15 protein-coding genes are annotated in these 19,938 nt (G+C 35.8%); 9 read left to right on the top strand and 6 right to left on the bottom strand.

Going from position 1 to position 19,938, the window contains the following annotated elements:
- Nucleotides 1–167: 167 nt before the first annotated feature.
- Together NG809_RS18000 and NG809_RS17995 are read right to left on the bottom strand one after the other, a co-directional pair.
- Nucleotides 168–2,042, bottom strand: a complete 1,875-nt coding sequence (locus NG809_RS18000) for a T9SS type A sorting domain-containing protein (RefSeq protein ID WP_262152717.1) — start codon at nucleotides 2,040–2,042, stop codon at nucleotides 168–170.
- 100 nt (nucleotides 2,043–2,142) lie between these two features.
- A complete protein-coding gene (locus tag NG809_RS17995) occupies nucleotides 2,143–7,038 on the bottom strand; it encodes a PKD domain-containing protein (RefSeq protein WP_262152716.1) in 4,896 nt (1,631 codons plus the stop codon).
- Nucleotides 7,039–7,311: 273 nt separating this feature from the next.
- Here NG809_RS17995 and NG809_RS17990 point away from each other — a divergent pair, with 273 nt between their 5' ends.
- Nucleotides 7,312–8,070 (top strand): response regulator transcription factor, encoded by a 759-nt coding sequence (locus tag NG809_RS17990; protein ID WP_262152715.1) that lies wholly within the window; start codon nucleotides 7,312–7,314, stop codon nucleotides 8,068–8,070.
- A gap of 399 nt (nucleotides 8,071–8,469) precedes the next feature.
- Here the strand turns inward: NG809_RS17990 and NG809_RS17985 are convergent, their stop codons facing one another.
- Nucleotides 8,470–9,321, bottom strand: coding sequence for an RteC domain-containing protein (locus NG809_RS17985; protein ID WP_262152714.1), 852 nt, complete (start codon nucleotides 9,319–9,321; stop codon nucleotides 8,470–8,472).
- Between the two features lie 41 nt (nucleotides 9,322–9,362).
- On the bottom strand, nucleotides 9,363–11,075 hold the full coding sequence (locus NG809_RS17980) for a helix-turn-helix domain-containing protein (RefSeq protein WP_262152713.1): 1,713 nt from the start codon (nucleotides 11,073–11,075) through the stop codon (nucleotides 9,363–9,365).
- A gap of 275 nt (nucleotides 11,076–11,350) precedes the next feature.
- On the opposite strand from NG809_RS17980, the gene NG809_RS17975 reads away from it, so the two are divergent.
- The 4 genes from NG809_RS17975 (at nucleotide 11,351) to NG809_RS17960 (ending at nucleotide 15,246) form a co-directional block, all read left to right on the top strand.
- Nucleotides 11,351–11,584 (top strand): hypothetical protein, encoded by a 234-nt coding sequence (locus NG809_RS17975; protein ID WP_262152712.1) that lies wholly within the window; start codon nucleotides 11,351–11,353, stop codon nucleotides 11,582–11,584.
- Between the two features lie 197 nt (nucleotides 11,585–11,781).
- Nucleotides 11,782–13,311, top strand: coding sequence for a MauE/DoxX family redox-associated membrane protein (locus NG809_RS17970; protein WP_262152711.1), 1,530 nt, complete (start codon nucleotides 11,782–11,784; stop codon nucleotides 13,309–13,311).
- Between the two features lie 24 nt (nucleotides 13,312–13,335).
- On the top strand, nucleotides 13,336–13,611 hold the full coding sequence (locus NG809_RS17965) for a DUF6520 family protein (protein WP_262152710.1): 276 nt from the start codon (nucleotides 13,336–13,338) through the stop codon (nucleotides 13,609–13,611).
- A 90-nt stretch (nucleotides 13,612–13,701) separates the two neighbouring features.
- Nucleotides 13,702–15,246, top strand: a complete 1,545-nt coding sequence (locus NG809_RS17960) for an IS1182 family transposase (protein WP_262147575.1) — start codon at nucleotides 13,702–13,704, stop codon at nucleotides 15,244–15,246.
- Between the two features lie 222 nt (nucleotides 15,247–15,468).
- On the opposite strand, the gene NG809_RS17955 is transcribed toward NG809_RS17960, so the two are convergent.
- The gene (locus tag NG809_RS17955) at nucleotides 15,469–17,121 is read right to left on the bottom strand and encodes a helix-turn-helix domain-containing protein (RefSeq protein WP_262152709.1); all 1,653 of its coding nucleotides are present in this window, start codon (nucleotides 17,119–17,121) and stop codon (nucleotides 15,469–15,471) included.
- Nucleotides 17,122–17,424: 303 nt separating this feature from the next.
- Between NG809_RS17955 and NG809_RS17950 the strand changes: the two genes are divergently transcribed.
- From NG809_RS17950 to NG809_RS17935, 4 genes are all read left to right on the top strand, one after another.
- Complete coding sequence (locus tag NG809_RS17950; protein WP_262152708.1) at nucleotides 17,425–17,655, top strand: hypothetical protein; 231 nt, start codon at nucleotides 17,425–17,427, stop codon at nucleotides 17,653–17,655.
- Nucleotides 17,656–17,845: 190 nt separating this feature from the next.
- On the top strand, nucleotides 17,846–18,079 hold the full coding sequence (locus NG809_RS17945) for a hypothetical protein (protein WP_262152707.1): 234 nt from the start codon (nucleotides 17,846–17,848) through the stop codon (nucleotides 18,077–18,079).
- A gap of 457 nt (nucleotides 18,080–18,536) precedes the next feature.
- A complete protein-coding gene (locus NG809_RS17940; RefSeq protein ID WP_262152706.1) occupies nucleotides 18,537–18,716 on the top strand; it encodes a hypothetical protein in 180 nt (59 codons plus the stop codon).
- Nucleotides 18,717–18,723: 7 nt separating this feature from the next.
- On the top strand, nucleotides 18,724–18,882 hold the full coding sequence (locus tag NG809_RS17935; RefSeq protein WP_262152705.1) for a hypothetical protein: 159 nt from the start codon (nucleotides 18,724–18,726) through the stop codon (nucleotides 18,880–18,882).
- A gap of 385 nt (nucleotides 18,883–19,267) precedes the next feature.
- Here the strand turns inward: NG809_RS17935 and NG809_RS17930 are convergent, their stop codons facing one another.
- A complete protein-coding gene (locus NG809_RS17930) occupies nucleotides 19,268–19,933 on the bottom strand; it encodes an SOS response-associated peptidase (protein WP_262152704.1) in 666 nt (221 codons plus the stop codon).
- Between the last annotated feature and the right edge of the window lie 5 nt (nucleotides 19,934–19,938).

The raw sequence follows: 19,938 nt of genomic DNA, 5'->3' as shown, positions 1-19,938 counted from the left end.
TTTTCCTATCAAATAAAGAGAAAATGTTAAAAAAAAAGGAATATTGGTCTGTCCACCTGCCTTTTTTGCCCATTGCCACTGATGATTGGATGATTAATAATGCCTGAAAATCACTATAACTGCATACTATTTTTTTAAGATCTCTGCTTAATCTCCGTTTTTTTATTCTACTTCTTCACCACCTTCTCAGTCACCACAGCCTTCTCAGTCTTCACTTTCACATAATAAACTCCGGCAGTCAAAGCACTCATATTAATCTGCGCACTCGTATTCCCAAAGCTTCCTCTTAAAACGGTTTGCCCAACTGAAGAATAAACTTCGTAGCTTTCCAATTTGTTTCTGCTTTTAATTGTCAGGAAGTCCTGAACAGGATTAGGATAAAACTGTAATCCTGCCTCAACAGCATTTTCTTCTACAGATAAATTGCTACATGCAGATTTTGCATACTTCGTAAAGAAATTCTGAGATTTACCAGCAGTAACATTAATTGCCATTGTCGGTACGTTATCATTGGCATCTGTAAACAATTGCTGATGGAAAAAGCCACCTAAAACATAATTCCCGTCATTATCTACTGTAATTGCTGTGAACTCGTCAATCGTATTAAAACCACTGAGAATGTCTGCCATTCCCACAACAGCACCAGAATCTTTACTTAATCTCACAAGAATTGGGTCTGCACGGTCACCACTTGGTCTTGTCATATTGTAAGTTCCCCAGCCACTTCCCCAACTTCCATGAGCAAATCCTATTTCATTACCATTTTGAGCAATTCTGCCTTTCATGAATCCATATGTGGTATTTCCAAGTGTTCCCGGAGCGCCATCGGCAATCTTGGACCATTGCACAGTACCTGAAGAATTCAACTTCATAACAAATGGTATATGACCATTGTAAGATGTGGTTGGAAAAGTATATGCTCCAAAAGTTGCTGTAGAATTTACTGAAAAATACCGGCCTGAAATATAAATATCCGAAGAGTTCGAGTCCTTGATAATGGAATGGATTTCCTCATCTGGGTTTAAATTTCCAGCATCAATTTCTCTTCTCCACGCCTCTGAAACAGAACTGCCGTTGATATCAAAAGCTATAAGAAAAGCCTCTTGAGTCAATGCTGTATTGTTAAAAGTAAAATCAACAAGCGAACCAAAACTTCCCTCTCTTCTTTTTCCTGCAAGATAATAACGGTTAATGGTATCGTCAAAAAGCATGTTTACATGACCATTGTAGGTTCCTGCCATCAGACTTCCTGTTATAGGAAGCAATACAGGTATGGTTGGCGTCATATTTCCATTGTCGTAGTTAAATTTTATAAGATAATACTGGTAAGTTGAAGTGTAAGATGATGGAACTGTAATAAGCCCACCCAGATGAGTTCCTGCCTTCAATCCAATTATTGCGTGAATATTTTTTGCTGAATCCATGTACATCATTTGTGAATCACTTTGACGAACAGTCGAAACAACATCTCCCTGAAGTGGTTTACTCCAAAGAAGATTTCCAGTAGAGGTATTATATTTTAATAGAAATGCTGTCTTGGCGCCCTCATCAATAGTTGTACTGTTTGTGGCGGAGATCGCCGGCATTGTTTGTGAAGCATCAAAATGTATGGGAATGGTACCCGGTTGATAGGTAAAACCCTGATTGGTTAAATTGGTCATAATATACAAACCACCATTGTTATCCACTTCAATATTCCATGCATGTTCGGAAGTTCCTGTCCCACCAATCGTTCTTGACCATCTCACGTTTCCCTGGCAGTCTGTTGAAAAAAGAAATAAGTCTTTTTGATGATAACTTGTTACAGCAGTACCATCCAAATTTTGATTCTGTGCCCAGATTGTTGCTAAATAGTACGTATTATTGTTATTATCAACAGCAATATCCCTTATCGATTCGTCATTCAGGTAGTCGAAGCCCGAACCTACAGAGCCTGTTTGCCCACCTGCCTGTTTTCCCCATTGCCACTGGTAGGTCTGGCTTAACATTAAACCGGGTACGACAACTAAAAATGTCCACCATTTCTTTAAAGATTTCTGCATATTTAAATATTTTGTATTTGTTACTCAAACTTAATAAATAATTATGAAAATGCAGTGTTTATTTGTAAAACACTGCATTTATTATTCACTTTTTTATCAATTATTTTTTTAATAATTTTCCTTGTAATGCTTTGCCATCCGTATGGATAATCACGATATATACTCCCTGAAGCCAATCATCAACCTGAATTCCCAATTCACCGGAAGAAGATTTTAATTCTTTGGTATATTTCACCGATCCCCTAACATCAAAAATCTGAATCTGTTTTGCTTTCTCCTTATCATTACCTGTATTAAAGGAAACTGTAACGTTCTCTTTGGCAGGATTTGGGAAAATTTTCACCAAAGGTTCAGAGATTGAGGAGGAAACATACTTCGGATTTGCTGCCTTACCGATGTAATCAGGTATTTCAACCTTTGTAATGAATTTACATCCATTTCCTGCATCAAAAAATATTTCATCTGCACCACCAGGGAATGTCGGATTAGGATAAAATGCTATTGGATTAGTAAACATATCATAGGTTCCACCAGGAGGAATAGTTATTACCGAAGGTATGTAACTTCCCCATCCATTTAAACTTGAAACAGTAATCGTCATTGGTTGACCCGAGTAATTATTAATTACACCTGACAATATGAAGTGGTCTCCATTCCACTTAACTGATTCGACATGAGCATCGAACTTACATTCAGGCTCAATGCCACATTCCACGCCAGGATAGAAGTTCATTGTTCCTGAAGTAACCTGACATCCTAATTGATCAATTTGCAACTGATATGTCCCGGAATTGCTCATAAACAACGGGTATATAAAGTCATTGACACCACTTTGAATATTATTTCCAAACAGCTGCCACTCGTGACTGTCAAAAATTCCCTTTGGACCAATAACATATCTGTCACCTCTACATTCATCGTAACATCCTGTTGGAAAAACCCACATTAGACTTTCAATACTCAAAGGTACCTGAATCTGACTTGAAACTTTACATCCACTTGGAGCTGTATAGGTAACCTGATAAGCACCTCCTTCAAATACTTCAATCGACTGACCCGACATACCGTTGCTCCAATTATATTGTCCCTGAGACGATCCTGACGCAGTTAACAAAACCTTATATGGTTGACAGCTTTGTAATGAGAAACTTATTACAGGTGCAGCAGGAGGAATACTGACATTTACTGTAAAACTCTTCGATCCTACACAACCGTTCGTTGTTCCGGCAGGACGAACTTCCAAATAATATGTATATGTTCCCGCAGCTAAAGAAACGGTATTGTATATAATTGGTGCCGGAACTGGCATTAATGTCCATGGTCCACTCGGCGGAGAATTTACACCCCAACGATACTCCACATTGTTATCCGTTACAATTCCTGTTAATGTGGTGGATTGATTAGCACAAATATTTGCTTTGCCTGAAATATTGACATATGGTACATTTAATAAAGTTATATTTGCTATGTCTGTACTCATCGCATAAGATTTACATCCCTGTGCTGATTGTAGAATTGGCCAATAGGATCCTGATTCAGAAGGTGTAAATGTGGGAGAGTCGGGAGCATTTGGAACCTGCTGAGAACCATTCATCCAAATATAGTGAGCAACGTTGCCACTAGGTATTACTGTTATTGTTGGTCCATTACCAACACAACCAACCGAACTATAAAAATCATAGTCTCCATCTAAATTTGCCAAATTAATTGTAATAGGAACGTCACCTGATACAAATTCGCATCCATTAGGAGTTTTTATTTTCAACTTAATCACAGTTGAATTGCTAGAATTAATAGTTATAGCAGCCGAAGGTTGTGAAGTTACATATGATGTGTTATCAAAGTACCATGTATAAATATTATTTGGAGAATATGTGCCAGGCACATTTAATGTAAAAACCTCACCTCGACAAACTGAAGCAGGAGCTGTAAAATTCACAGATGGCAACGGCTCTAAAGTAATTATCTGTGTAGTTGTACAGTTTGGAAAACCTCCCCCTTGCATAGTCATTGTAAAGGCATATGTTCCAGGTGCTAAATTGTAAGTTGCAGTCTGACCATTTTGGCTAGGTTGCCCACCTCCACTGAACTGATAATTGATTGGTGATGTGATATCAAATATCGTTGAAGTATTATGCAGGGTAACAGTATAACCGCTTCCATTACAAGTTGTGCTTATATTGAATTTAGGTTCATATTTCTTACGAACTTCATATCCTGTACTGTACCAGCAGTTGCCATACCGTAATTTAAGAAAGACAATATGTGCACCAGCCAAAGTTGTACTATAGACGGGAGAAAGTGTACCCTGGCCGGAGACCAAAGTCAAAACACTGTCACTACCCCACTGGATTTCATCAGGAGTACCGATGTAACTCACATTGCTTACATTGATTGTATTGCAACTCGTCCAGGTTGGGGTAAAATTAATCTGCGGATCAGCCGTACATCCATTTGTAGTACAATCCTGTGTAACTTTTATCTCCGGTGAACGAACTATACAACCATTTTGATCAGTAGCCTGAACATAGTAGCTTCCAAATATATTTGAGCCGGAAAGTACATATGTAGTACCAAAGCCTACAGAGTTACCATTGTGAAACCACTCCCATCCGGTAGTGTTTGTCAAACCGGTAGAACTGTTTGCTGTGAGCGTATAAGGAGAAATTGTAGATGGATCACAAACAACAATATTATATACCGGTGACACCGTTATAAAAGTTTGCGGAAAGACCGTGAATGTTGCGCTTGCAGTAGGTGTATAGCTGCAAACACCTGATCCACTATAGGTAACAGTCACTGTTTGTGATACATTAGCTCCGGAATTATTTTGAATGTATCCGTTGTTTGCAAAAACATAATGTCCTGATCCGTCTGTTTGGGTAGGGTGAAAAGTTGTGTTTGCAAATGTAAATATCACGTTCGTTCCATTAGGAATACTTCCTTCATTAATATCGAAGGTCAAATCAGAACCCAGACAGATCGGTCCGGTGCTTATAAAATTTACTGAAGGTAAAGTATATAGTGAAAGAGGGATATCAATTATTTTCTCTACTCCGCATTTAACAATTTTTAAATGTAAAACTGTGTTAGGTGTGTTAGAGATTTCATTAAAATTGATGATTACGCTTGCCGTGCCTTGACCATTGGCAAAACTTCCAAAGTTTTCGTTGTCAAAATACCATTCCATCGTATCTGGCACAATACCATTTAAATTAGCTGTAAATGTCTGTGAGCTACTAGGACAATATATTCCCCCATTTGGGTTAACTGATATTGTGTTCAAATCTATTGGTGATACGGTTTTTGTTACCGGATTTGACAGACAACCCGCCGCACTCAACGATTTATTACGCACAGATATGGTATAGTTCGGTGCCCCGGCATTAAATATTATAGTAACTGAGTTACCGGTATTGCTGCCCTGGATTACACCACCAATGACTTCCCAAACAGGTACTGTTCCGCTGTTAACAGGATTAAGAGTGTATACATATGGTTTTCCTGCGCAAACTAAATTATCTCCGGTGATTGTTCCGGTTGGAGCTGCCGGCGGCGCAAGAACTTTTATAAATCGTGCATTGCTTTCACAACCCCCTCCTTGTTTAGCAGCTGTTACAGAATAATATCCTGCTGTTGAAAACTGGTAGGTAAATGGCTGTGTCGTAAGAGGAGACACATAAACCGTATTGCTACCTGAACTTACCGTCCACGATACAGGAACATTCGGGCTCGCTGTAAATGTTTGATTTGCTCCAACACAGACTTCATCGCTACCCCCACTTACCGCAACTGGCTCTTCTACAACAATAGTCATCGACGCATATCCTTCACAAAGTAAAAGTGTATTTCTGTAGGAGCACCATAGTGTGTAAGTTCCAGGTTGTGATCCCTGAAAAATCACTTCATTTCTTTGTTGGTTATATATTAACTGTCCCCCGGGACCAGACATATTCCACTGGAAATTGGTCGTAGGCCATTGTGGTAATGAGTAAATATACTGCTTGTCTTTACACACTACCGGAGGTCCCTGGATTTGACCATTTGATAAAATCACAGGTATTTTAATGGTTGTCCACTCCTCGCATCCGCATTTGGATTTATACATTACATATCCGAAACCATCCGCAGGGTCTACCTGATCCCAGATAACTTCGATTTCGTTTCCGTTATTTACGGCGATATGTCCACCAATCACCTTCCATTCTCCATCTTTGCAACCATCCTGAACACTGTATTTTTCAGTACTACCCTCACAAACCACTGACGCACAGTTAATCTGAACAGGTGTTGATTGCAGAACTTCAATATCCAACCTGTAGGTGTCTGAACATCCACATTTATTTGTTACGGTAAGGCTAACCTGATAACTCCCGGCTTGGTTAAATGTATGTGTTGGCTCGAAAGCAGTAGAATAAGCTGTTGGAGAATTATCTCCAAAATCCCAGAAGTAGCTTATAATTTCTGCTCCGCCGTTGTCCTGCGAAAGATTATCAAAGTTAATTACAGTTCCCTTACAAACCTTGACATCAAGATTCATCATTGCAAACTTTGCTGTAGGTCCGTTGATCTTTTCGATACAAATCGTTTGCGTTTCCGTTGTTCCATTATTATAGGTTATCAAAGCCTGAACAGAACCACTACCAACAGTTAAATTCCATGAGATTTGCGCAACGGTATTGCCAGCACCTGAAATGGTTCCGACTGAGCCACCGGCAGCACTCCATTGGACATTGGAAATATTCTGTCCGTTGACTGTGTAATTGACCTGACTTCCTGCACATACTTTAATGCAGGGTGAAGGAGCAATTTGCTCGTACGTAACGCCGTTATCGAACTCGTCTTCTTTTCCTCCCCTGTAATCGGTACAGCCGACCTGAAAATTTGAGGTGATGTGAGTTCCAATTTGGGCTTGCATGACCCAGGGGCAAACAAGCCAGATAAGCAGAAGGCATCTGAAGAGATGCATTCTACCAAAATAGATTTGGTTTTTCATATAAATAATTATTATGGTGAATATATTTCAGAGATGAACATAAAACGTGTCAGAACATTTTATCTCTCTAAAGAGTTTTAAAAAAAATTATTAGTGAAATATCTTGTGTAAAATCTAACCTGTGAGAAATTACAATTCTCGCAAGCACCCTTAGAATTAAGGAAAATGGTATGATTTGGAACATAGTATTAATTTTTTATAAAAATATTTCCTTTTTATTAGATTATTATTACACTTTAGTGTAGTTTTACAGCACCAGCCAAAAACTTTAGCATGAAAGAAATTTACAGCCATTCCAGTGGATGTGATGAGCCAGTTAAGTACTATAACAATCATTCCTTCTGCAATTCAACATTTAACAAAACTATTGAAGCACTGACGAGAGCAACCTATGGTAAAATCTTCGTTGTTAATTTTGAGGAACACAATGTCAACTATTGTCCTCAAAGCCTCTTATACATCAATGAGTTTAAATGTGAATACGACAAGGAACATGGAATTTGTCTGAATAAAAACATAACTGTTCACGCAGATCGCAGAATTTTAAGCATTATCAGTAAAGTGCTGCTGCCATTTTATCAGCAGTTATCTGATGATGAAAGGATCAGCTACATTATAAACTATGATGTTCATGTCATGAATGAGGAGAAAAAAGAAATACTTCTTAATCACAAAATAATTCCAATAGAACTTACGCAGAGTGGTCACATCCGGACTGCCATTGTACATTTATCATTATCACTGCAAAAATCCTCCGGTAACATTCAAATTTCGTCACATCTGTCAGATATTGTCTGGAAATATGATCTTTATCAGGGAAAACTGTTAAAGACAACGAAGAAAAAACTTACATCAAAAGAGATTGACGTTCTTAGATTCTATCTTCAGGGACTGACGATTCCGGAAATTGCAGACAAAATACACCTGTCGGTTGATACAGTTAAATGGCACAGAAGAAAACTTCTTGAAAAACTGGATGTAAAAAATATTTCTGAAGCACTGGCATATGCTGTTACCAATAATTTTATTTAAAGAATATATTTTAAGCTCAGAAATCCACATCATAATTCAGATTTTTAAAATACGTCATATTCTCTTTAACTAAATAGTTGTGGTAAAGTCAGATTAAATCATACAAACAAAAAAAATATTTTTTATTTATTTGATAAAGTGTAAGCTTTAAAAATACAAAACGTTTAGACCCTGTGTGTTAATAAAAAATTGTGCAGGAATATACCTGCTTCTTGGATTTGAATGACAACTGAAATTTATTAAAAGGCAATTTTTTTATAACAATCTGTAAATCGAGGATAAACTATATTTTCCGCTATTATAAAACTTACCCATTTTTAAAAGTGGGTAAGCTTTTTTTCAATATATTACTGTTACTGAAATATTGTATTTTTAATAAATGTCTTTAGCGGAAATGTTTTAAAGATCATCCATATTCCGGAAATGCTGGACCAGATTATCATTGAGTGTTTGAAGAAATTTTGTCGATCCGTTCTTTCGGTTTCTGATTTCAAATATTGTTTTGTGATAATTGCCCAGATCAATATTAAAGGTTTTTTCAGTAAATCTCATTACCTCACTTAGTTCTATGTTTCCTCCATTAAAACAGTTCATTTGAAAGAGACCGTATACAAGTTCAACTAGTGACACTTTGGATTCAGACCAGACCAAAGTGGAAGGCACTTCAGTATTTTGATCTCCATACTGACGCAATTTTTCTATTCTTAGGTTAAGAAATATTTCGGTTTCCCTGTTCGCAAGTAGCTGTGCGACGAGATGATCATGTGAAGTGGTAAAGCTTTCGTCGTAATTATAAAGCCCGGAGGGTAAACTCATTTTAAGGTCATACATTCTTCTCAGGAAATATTTTTTATCAAGATAAGCAGCACCTCTTCTGTAGTAGCTGTAAAATTCAATATGCGCATCATGATGCACAACGAGCTTTTCAATTTCCTGCAGATAATAATTAAGTTGAGCTTCGCGACCGGCTGCGGGCAGGTAGGTCAGTATATCGATGACCCTTGAATGGTAGATGAATTTTGAAATAAATAGAGGCTTCAGGTTTTTGAAAAAATAAATCTCATCTGCTGCACATTCAAATTCAAATTTTGTAACCAGGGATTTTAAACCTCTGACTGCCTCATCTATTTTAAAAAGGCTGAGCTCCGAAATCCTTATGAAGTCTTCCTCTTCAAGTTCAATGTATTCAAGATCAAGTTTTAATTTTTCATAAAGTTGTTCTGTCTTTTTTAAAATTGTTTTGTTTGCCATGTCCTTTTTTCAGAAATTTACAAACTTCCTGTGGCATTTCCCTATAAATCTCCCCTATTATCTTTGCTTTTCATCTTAATAAAGTCAGAAACCGCTATTCCATTAACAGACTTAAAATGGGTTGCAAAATTATTTCTCGAAGCAATTCCACACATTTCAGACAAAGCTTTAACCGTAAATTTCAGATAGTCCGGATCTGAGTTTAGCTTGTGGGTGATATAATTTATCCGTAGGTTCATAAGATAAATTGAGAAATGAACTCCTTTACAGTCATGTATAAATTCTGACAAATAGGTTGGATTGGTTCTGAAACGTCCCGCAAGTTTTGCAACAGTCAGTCCGGCTTCAAGAAACTGATGATGGTCTTCGAAATGTTGAATCTTTTTCTTCAGCCTTTCAACCAGTTCACCCGGCAGCTCAACTTTATTCCTGACGGGAGCCTGTGGCTGTGGCAAAGCTTCTTCCGGTTTCTGTACTGTTTGGAGTCTGAGAATAAGTTCTGCATATTTCTGTTTCAGATTTTGCTCCCTTTGACGGTATTTCCGAATCAGGAACAAGATAAGACCTAAGGAAAGGATACAGACAAGTACAATGCTCACTTTCTGTATATTGATCGACTTCTCCAATTGATATTTTTCCTTAACCAGTCCAGCTATTTCGAAATCCTCATATATTTTCTCAGCCAAATATGAAAAATCCTTTCTGATGCCTTCATTCACTCTAAGAAGCTGATCAGTATAGTACAACTGCTCTTTTTCATCTTGTCTTTTTTTATAGTAGGCAATCAGACTTCTGTAACTTTCTGATGCCTCAGGCAGAAGAAACTGATGCCTGTTGTAGATAGAATCAACTTTTTTAAATTCCATAACTCCTTTTCTGTCATCTCCATGCCTCAGGTAGATATTTCCCAGGTAGAAGTGGATCACAGCTGCCCAAGTGAAATCATTTTTCTGCTCAATAACCGGCAAAGCCTTTTTTAAGTAGTAGAGTGCGTCGCTGTACTGATTGTTTTTATAATAGATGATTCCAGCACACTTAAGAAAATAAGCACGCTCAAGGATAAATTCTGATTTATTTTTTGTGGCTGACAGACCTACGTCCAATAAACTGTCGGCTTTTGTATTTTGGTTAAGATTCCGATGGCAGATTACCATCTGATGAAGACTGTTAAGATAGCCCCTGCAATAATTAAAACGCAGGTTGGCATTGGTTTCATTTTCTGCTTTATTTTCGTTGAATTCTATAGACTGATTGAAAAGCTGCAATGCCTTACTGTAATATCCAAGATAGCTTTTTACAACACCCAGATGATAAATAATTTTCTTTTGAAGATATTCATCATTTGTTTTGACAGCATATTTATGTGCTTTAACGTATTCATCCGAAGCTAACTGAAATTTCCTGAAATTGAAATAATAAATAATCCCCTTTCCCAAAAATGCATCGCTGATCAATTCATTTTTTTTTGATTTAAATGCTGCTGCAATGGTACTGTCAGCATAGAAAAGCTTCACCTGCGCATCCTTGTTAAAGAATACTGCATCCTTGTATCCTAAACTGAGTTTTTCAAAATTATTCTCATTTTTTGCTTTCTGAATAAAAGTTTTGACATAAGGCAGGGCAGCCCTGTCATCTTTTTCCAGATTTTCATATTTCTTTCTGAGTTCAGCGTAGGATGGGCTGACTTTCATTTGTGAAAGCAAGATCGTTCCGATGATTGAAAGAAAAAAAGTAAGTACTGTTCTTCCTGACATTCCTAAAATGTGATTGGTGTTCTCCAAAAATAAATAAAAATTGAAAGATAATCCTGCATTTTCTGAGTAGATAAAAGAATCTTACTGCCTAATGAAGAAACACTAAGACATAGTGCCTGTTTACTGAATTTTTTAGATGCACCAATATCGGAATAAGCGCGTCCCAATTTTAATATATGCTCCCCATCGCCTTTTATCAGGCTCTTCCACACACTATCTTTGACCTAAGAATTCTTAATAATCCGGCCGGGAATTATTTACAAAATCTTATTAAAATGAAAAAATTAATCCCATTATTAAGTATCGCAATCGGAAGTTTTGTCATTCAAAACTGTGCCCATGATGAAGTCGAAATTGAAACATATGAAAATGATTCCGCCAACTTTAAGGATGGTCATCCTACACGTTATTCCGGCAGAGAAGATTCTACACAATCTAACAACTATGATTTAGAACTGGAACCTGATCCACCTGTGAAAGACACACATGACTGGAGAAAAAAACCATAAAATTATGAAAACTAATCCTCATATATCTGCCAGAAAGTCAACGGGTCAAACATGTCCGACCAGCGGGACATGGCAGTGTATGGGGAGTTTTAAGACAACTATCACTCTTGCAAAAGGCTCAAAAATGCCTGACTACTGCGGAATTGAAGTGCAATGGATATTAATCGCCGTCATGTAAACTGTAAAAATTGATATATATGCTTAATATTAAAATAATAAAAAAATATATTCCTGAGACTGTCAGCTACTTTTTCATCCTTTTATTTTGCTATGCAGCTATAAGCAAAGCCATGGATTTTGAAAATTTCCAGGTTCAGATTGGTCAGTCGCCCTTACTCAGCGCTTATGCGGGATGGGTTTCATACACGGTGATTATAATTGAAATTGTCGTGGTCATCTTTCTAAGTCTAAGTGGATTGAGACAGTCGGGACTATATTTTTCCACTGCTTTAATGACAGCATTTACTGTCTACATCTTTCTTATACTGAATTACAGTGACTTTGTACCCTGTTCATGCGGTGGCATTTTAGAGAATCTTGGGTGGACTGAACATTTGATATTTAATTTATTTTGTGTTGTGTTAGGCGGAATCTCAGTATTGATCAATGCAAAAACTTTTAAACCGACCTTTAAAAGATCAGTTGCTTACCTGATCATATCCAATATTGCAGCGGTCCTTATAGTGACTACCCTATTCCAAAAATCCGAGTACATCATTAAACAGGATAATAATTTCACCAGAAGATTCCTGATGCATCCGTTGATTAAGATCAATGCAAGAGACATGGAAGCATCAAGTCTGTATTTCGCCGGTGTCAGTAATGGGAATATATTTATGGGGGATCATAATCATCCGCAGCACCTGATTTCTGTGGACAGTTCTCTAACCGAAATAAACCGTTTCAAAATCAAACTGGATTTGAAAAAACACACCTTCAAAAAGATTGAAATCAAAGTTAGTAACGGATATTATTACATCTGTGACGGAACTGTCCCCATCATTATTAAAGGAAAACCGGGAGACAAGGAAAATTATGCAATCAGTACTGATGATGTATTCTTTAATCAACTTGAAATCATCAGCGACAGTCAGTTTACATTCAGAACGCAATCTGCAAAAACTAAAAATCTAATGCTGGGTCAACTTACCATCACTAAAAGCGGGAAGAATAAAGTGAAACTATTTCCTCAGCTTCTTGAAAGGCAGGCTGACGGAGTCTTTGATTCAGACGGTCATTTGTCCGCCGATCAGAAAAAAGGTGTTGTCAGTTACATTTATTCTTACAGAAATCAATTTTTAATAATGGATTCAGCAATGCGGCTTAAAAATAAAATGCGGACAATTGACACTATCCAGAAAGCTCAAATTAAAACCAGAGCGCTTTCAGATGGTAGAAACAAAATGGAAAAGCCCCCTTTGAAAGTTAACGGTCAGGCTACTCCATTTATGGGACTAATGTTCAATCCTTCTGAACTGAGGGGTAAAAACGAATCCAAAAAGAGATGGAAAAATAATAAAGTGATCGACATCTACAGAACGGATCAACAGGAATATATCGGAAGCCTGTATATCGAAAAATTCAAAGAAGAAACATTATCAGATTTTCTGGTCACCGAAAAATACTTTTATGCACTTGTTGGTCATCAGCTTATCCGATACCGTATAACAAATTCATTACAAAAACATTTCAAAAACGGGGAAGCCGAAAACCGTAACCAAGAGTAGGCACAATTATCAAATTTTTTTATTATGAAAAAAATTCTTTTTCCTGTAGTCCTGATTGTATTGGGAACAGGGTCAGCATTTGCCACAATGATGGCAAAAGAGAACAAAAAAGCCATTGTAAAAGGCTACAGAATTGTAGATGTCGGAGGCGGACAGTTTGAGTGTCAGAACACTTTACAGGACTGCAGCAACATTGCAATAGGCGCATTCTGCCAATGGACAGCAGATCCTAATGTTGAATTGCACAATGCCGGTGCATCTGAAACTATGTGTGGTGATAATCTTTATGAGTTACCATAACAATGGAATCCGTCTCACAACTGAGGCGGTTTTTTTTGGTAATTATTGCAGGATTTCGTATATTTATATCTGATAATCAGACAGTTGTTTATGAATTTTAAGCATTATAATCAAAATCAGTTAGTGCTGTTTCCTTATAGTTTTGAGGATTTGATTCCCGAAAATCATCCTGTTCGGATCGTTAATGATATTTTGGAGAAGGTAAACATTGACCCGCTCCTGAAAGCTTACAGTAAAGAAGGAAATCCCAGTTATCACCCTGTGATGATGCTCAAGGTGATGGTTTTTGCGTATATGAACAATATTTATTCATCGCGGAAAATCGAAAAAGCGCTTCGTGAAAACATCAACTTCATGTGGCTCTCCAACATGAGTATTGTAGATCACAATACCGTGAACCGTTTTCGTGCCCATAAACTTGAAGCCGCCTTCAAAAATATTTTCTCCCAGGTGGTTTTGCTTTTGGCAGAAGAAGGTTTGGTGAGCCTGAAACAGGTGTTTGTAGACGGAACCAAAATTGAAGCACAGGCGGGTCGCTACACTTTTGTCTGGGCAAATTCCATCAAAACCAACAAAGAAAAAATGCTTCGTCAACTGGAAGAGCTCTGGAAATACGCTCAAAGTGTGGCAAAGGAAGAAGATAAAGACCCTGAACCGCCGGAGTTCAAAGAGATCAGCAAAGAAAAAATCCGGCAAACGGCAGAAAATATCAATGCCAAATTAAAAGGCAGCGGGGGTAAAACCGATTCCGACAAAAAAGCCAAAGCCAAACTGAATTACATTAAAAACAATTTTGAGAAAAACCTCGATAAATACGAAGCTCAGGAAGCTATTTTAGCAGAGCGGAATTCCTACAGCAAGACCGATGAAGATGCTACTTTCATGAGAATGAAGGACGATCACATGATGAATGGACAGCTCAAACCGGCTTATAATGCACAGATTTCCACAGAGAATCAAATCATCGTCAATTATACCATCCATCAGCAAACCAATGATATCAATACTTTGGAGCGTCATTTGGAAAATTTTGAGAAATTGTTTGGTAAAAAAAGAATGGAAGAGTTGGAAGAACTCACTGCCGATGCGGGGTACGGAAGCGAGCAGAACTACGAATTATTGGAACAGAACAATATTACACCATTTGTAAAATACAATACTTTCGACAAAGAGCAGAATGCCCATTATCAGGCGAAACACAAGACTTTCAGCAAAGAAAATCTGCATTACAACGGGGAAGGCGATTTTTATATCTGTCCGATGGGACAAAAGATGGAAAAAACGCACGAAAGCACGCGCAAAACCAAGACCGGTTATCCTCAAAAGCTCTCCCATTATCAGGCTAAAAACTGCTATGGATGCCCAATTAGAGGCGTTTGCCACAGTTCCAAAGAAAACCGAAGCATCGAACGGAACCATCATTTGGAAGATTACAAAGAGAAAATACGAAAGCTTTTAAACAGTGAAAAAGGCATTAAAAAAAGAAAACAACGCTCGGTTGAAGTAGAACCTGTGTTTGCACATCTCAAACATTGCAATAATTTTAAGCGGTTTACCCTCAAAGGTCTGAAAAAAGTAGAATTGGAGTTCGGTTTACACGCTTTAGCACACAATCTAAGAAAGAAAGTTGCCTAAAGAGGACAACTTTTTCTATTTTCCAAAATAATATACATTTTTACTGAAATAAAAAATCCGCCTCAAATTTTGTTGTGAGACGGATTCTTTTATTTATAACTATTTCGAAATTATGCAATTGTCTTGAAGATCGCCACAACACTTCTGCAATAATTCTCTTAAATATCTATCAAATAAACATGATATCAATGCAGCATAATCTTGAATTTTGTCGTCAAATTTTTATATGTCAAAATATTCCTTCGGCGATTTGCCGTATTTTTCTTTAAATGCTGTGGCGAAGAATTCAGGACTTCCGAAACCTAATTTTACAGAGATTTCTTTAATCTTTTGGTTTTTAAATTGGAAATCCGTTTTCAATTTTTCATCTAAATATTCAAATCGTAAGTCAGTAAGATAGGCATTAAATGTTTTTCCTAAATTTACTTTAATGACTTTGCTTAAATACTTTTCGTTGGTGTTGAACTTCTGTGCTAAAGCTGTAAGTTTAAGATCCTGTTCTAAAAACCCTGAAGAAGATTCGAAAATTTTCATAAAAGCTAAAATCTGGTTCACCGTAAATTTATTCATTGGGCGATACAAACTATAATCTATCTCAGTGTTTTCAGAAGTCTCTTTTATGTGTCCTTGTGCTTTCGGCCGTTCAGAAATCTCATTGGGATTTTCCAGAATTTCCAAAATCTTAGGAATACCCGTCTCTTTCTTTCCTTTTATTCTTCGATAAACAAAATACACTACAACAAATGAACTTAAAGAAATAATTGCGATACTAAGCCAATTGCTAAATTTTTGCTGATCGTCAGAAAGAAGCTGTTCTTCATTCTGATGTTTCTCGTCAAAGTCCTTAAGCTTTAACTGAACATAGTTTTTAACGTCTTCTTCATATTTGTCGAACTCCAGCAAATCATTAAGTGAAGCCAATTGCTGTTCTGTAGTTCCGTGTTTTTTGTAATATTCAGTGAAGAAGTCAAATGTTGGACGAAATTCTAAAGACGTTTTCTTGGTTTTAAGAAAGTTCTTTTTTATATTTTCAAATATGGGGAAGGCTTTGTTTATATTTCCCATTTTCCAATAACACATTGCTAGATAAAAATCCAATCCATCTGTTTTCTGACTGCCAACTGATAATTTTATTTTCTTCATAATACGAATTGCAGAGTCGTAATTTCCTAAATAATAATCATTTCCAGCATATGAAAAATCCAAAAGATGTCTACCAGAAATAAGATTTTTCTCACTCATATAAAAATCATTTAGTTCCCGAAGTAGTTTTACATTTTCGTCCGGTTTTTCTAATTTTGCGTTAACGAGGATGAGTGTTGATAAATAACTGATATACCATAACTTGTCTTCAAAGTCCTTTTGATTATTTTTAAAGTATAAGTACTGCTCATGTAGTATTTTTTTTGCTGAATCGTGATCCCCAACAATAAATTTTAATCTAGCAATATTGAATAGTGATCTTTTTGCTAAATTTTCAGCTTTTTCAGTAATAAAATAATCATAGGAAATTACTGCAAATTCTGAAGCATTCTTATAATCATATTTCCCGTAACTTTTTGTTGCCATTAAATAATAGGTATTACCTATCAGAATTTGATCCTTAATCTTGACTGAGAGATTTAGAATGCTGTCACTATACTTGCTAGATAAACTATCAGGAGAAAAAAGTGTTGCATATTCATAAGCTGATAAGAGATCATGAGTATTGCCTTTCTTCTTGGCTGAAATTATATATTTCTTTGCCCAATATAGACCTTCACTTGAATCTTTTGAAGTGTTGATTTTATTTTGTAGCTCTTTAAATTCTGGTAAGATGTTTTTTTTAGTATTCTCCTGTGCACTTATTTCATTTGAAAATAAAAAAATTATCATTGAAATAAATAGAAGCCGCAAACTTTTGATCATTAAAAAATGTGAATTATCTGTCAAATTACGGAAATATTTCTATTACATGCAAGTTTGTTTCAATTTGCTGAAAATCAGTATTATTCTTTTTTAATTTTTCCTTTTAGAAAGGCTGTTTTCCTTTTGAAGAAGAATATTTTCCTTCCATCAAATAGAAATTTTCTTTTCATTCAGATACCTAATTCTCTGAATTTGGAAAATGAATTTTAGCCGCAATATATTTGCCTCAGAAATCAAAAACGGGCTATAATTTTTAAAAATAAAACAATCATGAATCAAAAAAAGAATTGGGTGCAACACCCCACACAAACACAACTTGGTGTTAGTTTAACGGCTTATATTATCAGTTTACTAATAGGGCTTGCTGCAATGACAGATTTTTTTAGAGAACCAATAGATTTGAAAGTAAATATGGTGCTGTTATTTCTCAATATTGCTGTGACGTTTATTATGATAAAAGTGGTTAGAAATTATTATATCAATTCTAAAAAGAATAAGTAATGAAATCTAAGAAAATCGCATCTTTATCAATGATTATTGGAGGATTGATATTGCTTGCCAATTACTCTCTAAATACCTTTACGGAAAAAAAAATGACCTCTCAATTCATTATTATAGCTTGTGCTGCAATATTTATCCTCTTAGGTGTTTTTTCGTTCAAAAATCAAATAACAAAATCTAAAAAACAATCATGAAGCAAAAAACCAACTGGGTACAAAACCCGACCAAAACACAACTTATCATAAGTTTAATGGTGTACTTAAACAGTGTTGTCATTATGTTTGCCGCAATGACAGATTTCTTTACAGAACCACTAGATTTGAAAGTCAATATGGTGCTGGTATTTCTCAATATTGCTGTGACTTTTACCATGATAAAAGTGGTTAGAAATTATTTTGCAAACTTAAAAAACAGTAAGCAATGAAAATTCTTGTACCCATTATTATTACATCAATTTGCCTCGTGCTTTTTCTTAATTTAAAATATTTCTTTTTTGCTGATGAAGTGGATTCTGCAACCAAAATTGTCTAACAGGGCTTTTTAAGTGGAGCGGTATTCGTCTTAATACTCGCCTTTTTCAATAAAAGCAATAAAAATAACTCGGGAAGATAATTTTTAGCGTTTAAAATTTAATCAGAAAATAAACAATGAGAATAACCAAACTACCTGTTGGAACTTTAATCTTAATGATTCTTCTTTTCTGTTCCGATTACTTTTTATTTAATAAAGAAAATGATGTTTTGACCAAACGAGCTGTATTTCAAAGTTTACTCTCCGGGATTATATTTTTTATCATCATGTTTCTACCAACTAAAAGAAATAATAATGAATCTTAAAACTAAAAACAAATTAGCCACTATAGTTCATATGATCATTCTTATATGGACTTTAAACCGATTTTGCACTTCCACTGTTTTGATACGATGATTTCTGATGGAAACAACGAAATTAAAGATTTTGTGAAAAAATCTTTCAGCTGGGGAATTTGTTTTGGAGCAATCATCGCAGTGACGATCAAATATCTTTCACAGCTTTTAAATACTAGTAATCAATTAAAATAATTAAATTATGAAACCACTTGCCATTTTATTTGCCGTTCAGGCATCTGCAGTATCTTTTGTAAAATATTATCAGGATTTTTGGGATCTTCCCTCAGTTCTGAGTTTTGGAAGTCTTTTGGTCTTCTCGGGATACTTAATTATTCATTTTGTGAGTTTGAAAAAGTAGGAAAAAAAGGGATAAACATTTTTGCTTATCTCTTTTTTATTTTAAAAACTCTTCAAAATTCTATCTTAGTTTTATTCCAAAATTTTCTGAGATTTGCAAAAACAGATTCTGTAATATTATTTTGCTACTTTTTTTTGATTCTTACAATGTAAAACCTTATGTCGGATTTAAATACTTGATAATACTAACTATTTCAGAGATCTGAAACAACAGTAGAAGAACACTTTTATCCATAATTTTAAGTATCAAAAAATAATGATATTTATATATGCAAAATAATATTTTCCAGTTTGCTGCTAAATATGTCAATTAATATGAGAAAGTCTGATGAAAATATCTTTTCTTCTAACCGGTAATTTTGATCTAAAACAAATAAAATAGTTTTCTAATCACTATTCTTTGCCGGCGAAAACAAATCAACTATTCCGCCGCCGATCTCAGCTGCTTCTAAATTCGGATTGTAATTCGGAAAGGCAAAATCTTCTAATTTTCTTCCCTCCAACCAGTCCTTATCCATATCTCTGTTCAAACAGACCGGCATTCTTTTTTTGGTATTGTGAATTTCAGACATCAGTTCATTGGCATCCGTGGTGAGTACACTGTATGTCCTGTAAGATTTACCGTTTTCAGGATTAGTCCAAAGGTTATAAATTCCGGCCAGAGAAAAGATTTCATGACCTTTAATCATAATCTCAAATTTCTTCTTTTCCTTTCCCTTACTGTCCTGCCATTGCCACTCAAAAAACTTATGCACTGGAATCAGGCAACGATTATTGATTGAATTTTTGTAGGAAGCCAAAGTTGCCGCCGTTTCAATTTTTGCATTCAAAGTATTTGCTTTCTTTTGAAAATCTGCTTTTGCCCAGGAAGGAAATAAACCCCATTTTCCAACAACAATTTCGGTAGGAGCTTTATCCATTATAATAGCGGTCTCAGGATAATTGAATCCATTTAACTCCGGAATCAGATGATATTCATTTTCAATTTCGTATGCTGTATAATACTCTTCAAGTTGCTTCGCCGTAAACTGTGTGGAAAATCTGTAGCACATATGGT

This window comes from Chryseobacterium foetidum, assembly GCF_025457425.1.
In the GTDB taxonomy this organism is placed as follows: Bacteria; Bacteroidota; Bacteroidia; order Flavobacteriales; family Weeksellaceae; genus Chryseobacterium; species Chryseobacterium foetidum.
The sequence above is the reverse complement of the archived record's forward strand: the minus strand, read 5'-3'. Positions and strand labels throughout refer to the sequence as shown.

Coding starts and splice junctions, on each gene's coding strand:
- NG809_RS17985 (WP_262152714.1), bottom strand. CDS start 9,321: ATGGCAAACAAAACAATTTTAAAAAAGACAGAACAACTTTATGAAAAA.
- NG809_RS17955 (WP_262152709.1), bottom strand. CDS start 17,121: ATGATAATTTTTTTATTTTCAAATGAAATAAGTGCACAGGAGAATACT.
- NG809_RS17945 (WP_262152707.1), top strand. CDS start 17,846: ATGAAGCAAAAAACCAACTGGGTACAAAACCCGACCAAAACACAACTT.
- NG809_RS17980 (WP_262152713.1), bottom strand. CDS start 11,075: ATGTCAGGAAGAACAGTACTTACTTTTTTTCTTTCAATCATCGGAACG.
- NG809_RS17970 (WP_262152711.1), top strand. CDS start 11,782: ATGCTTAATATTAAAATAATAAAAAAATATATTCCTGAGACTGTCAGC.
- NG809_RS17965 (WP_262152710.1), top strand. CDS start 13,336: ATGAAAAAAATTCTTTTTCCTGTAGTCCTGATTGTATTGGGAACAGGG.
- NG809_RS17990 (WP_262152715.1), top strand. CDS start 7,312: ATGAAAGAAATTTACAGCCATTCCAGTGGATGTGATGAGCCAGTTAAG.
- NG809_RS17935 (WP_262152705.1), top strand. CDS start 18,724: ATGAAACCACTTGCCATTTTATTTGCCGTTCAGGCATCTGCAGTATCT.
- NG809_RS17950 (WP_262152708.1), top strand. CDS start 17,425: ATGAATCAAAAAAAGAATTGGGTGCAACACCCCACACAAACACAACTT.
- NG809_RS17940 (WP_262152706.1), top strand. CDS start 18,537: ATGGACTTTAAACCGATTTTGCACTTCCACTGTTTTGATACGATGATT.
- NG809_RS17975 (WP_262152712.1), top strand. CDS start 11,351: ATGAAAAAATTAATCCCATTATTAAGTATCGCAATCGGAAGTTTTGTC.
- NG809_RS17930 (WP_262152704.1), bottom strand. CDS start 19,933: ATGTGCTACAGATTTTCCACACAGTTTACGGCGAAGCAACTTGAAGAG.
- NG809_RS17960 (WP_262147575.1), top strand. CDS start 13,702: ATGAATTTTAAGCATTATAATCAAAATCAGTTAGTGCTGTTTCCTTAT.
- NG809_RS17995 (WP_262152716.1), bottom strand. CDS start 7,038: ATGAAAAACCAAATCTATTTTGGTAGAATGCATCTCTTCAGATGCCTT.
- NG809_RS18000 (WP_262152717.1), bottom strand. CDS start 2,042: ATGCAGAAATCTTTAAAGAAATGGTGGACATTTTTAGTTGTCGTACCC.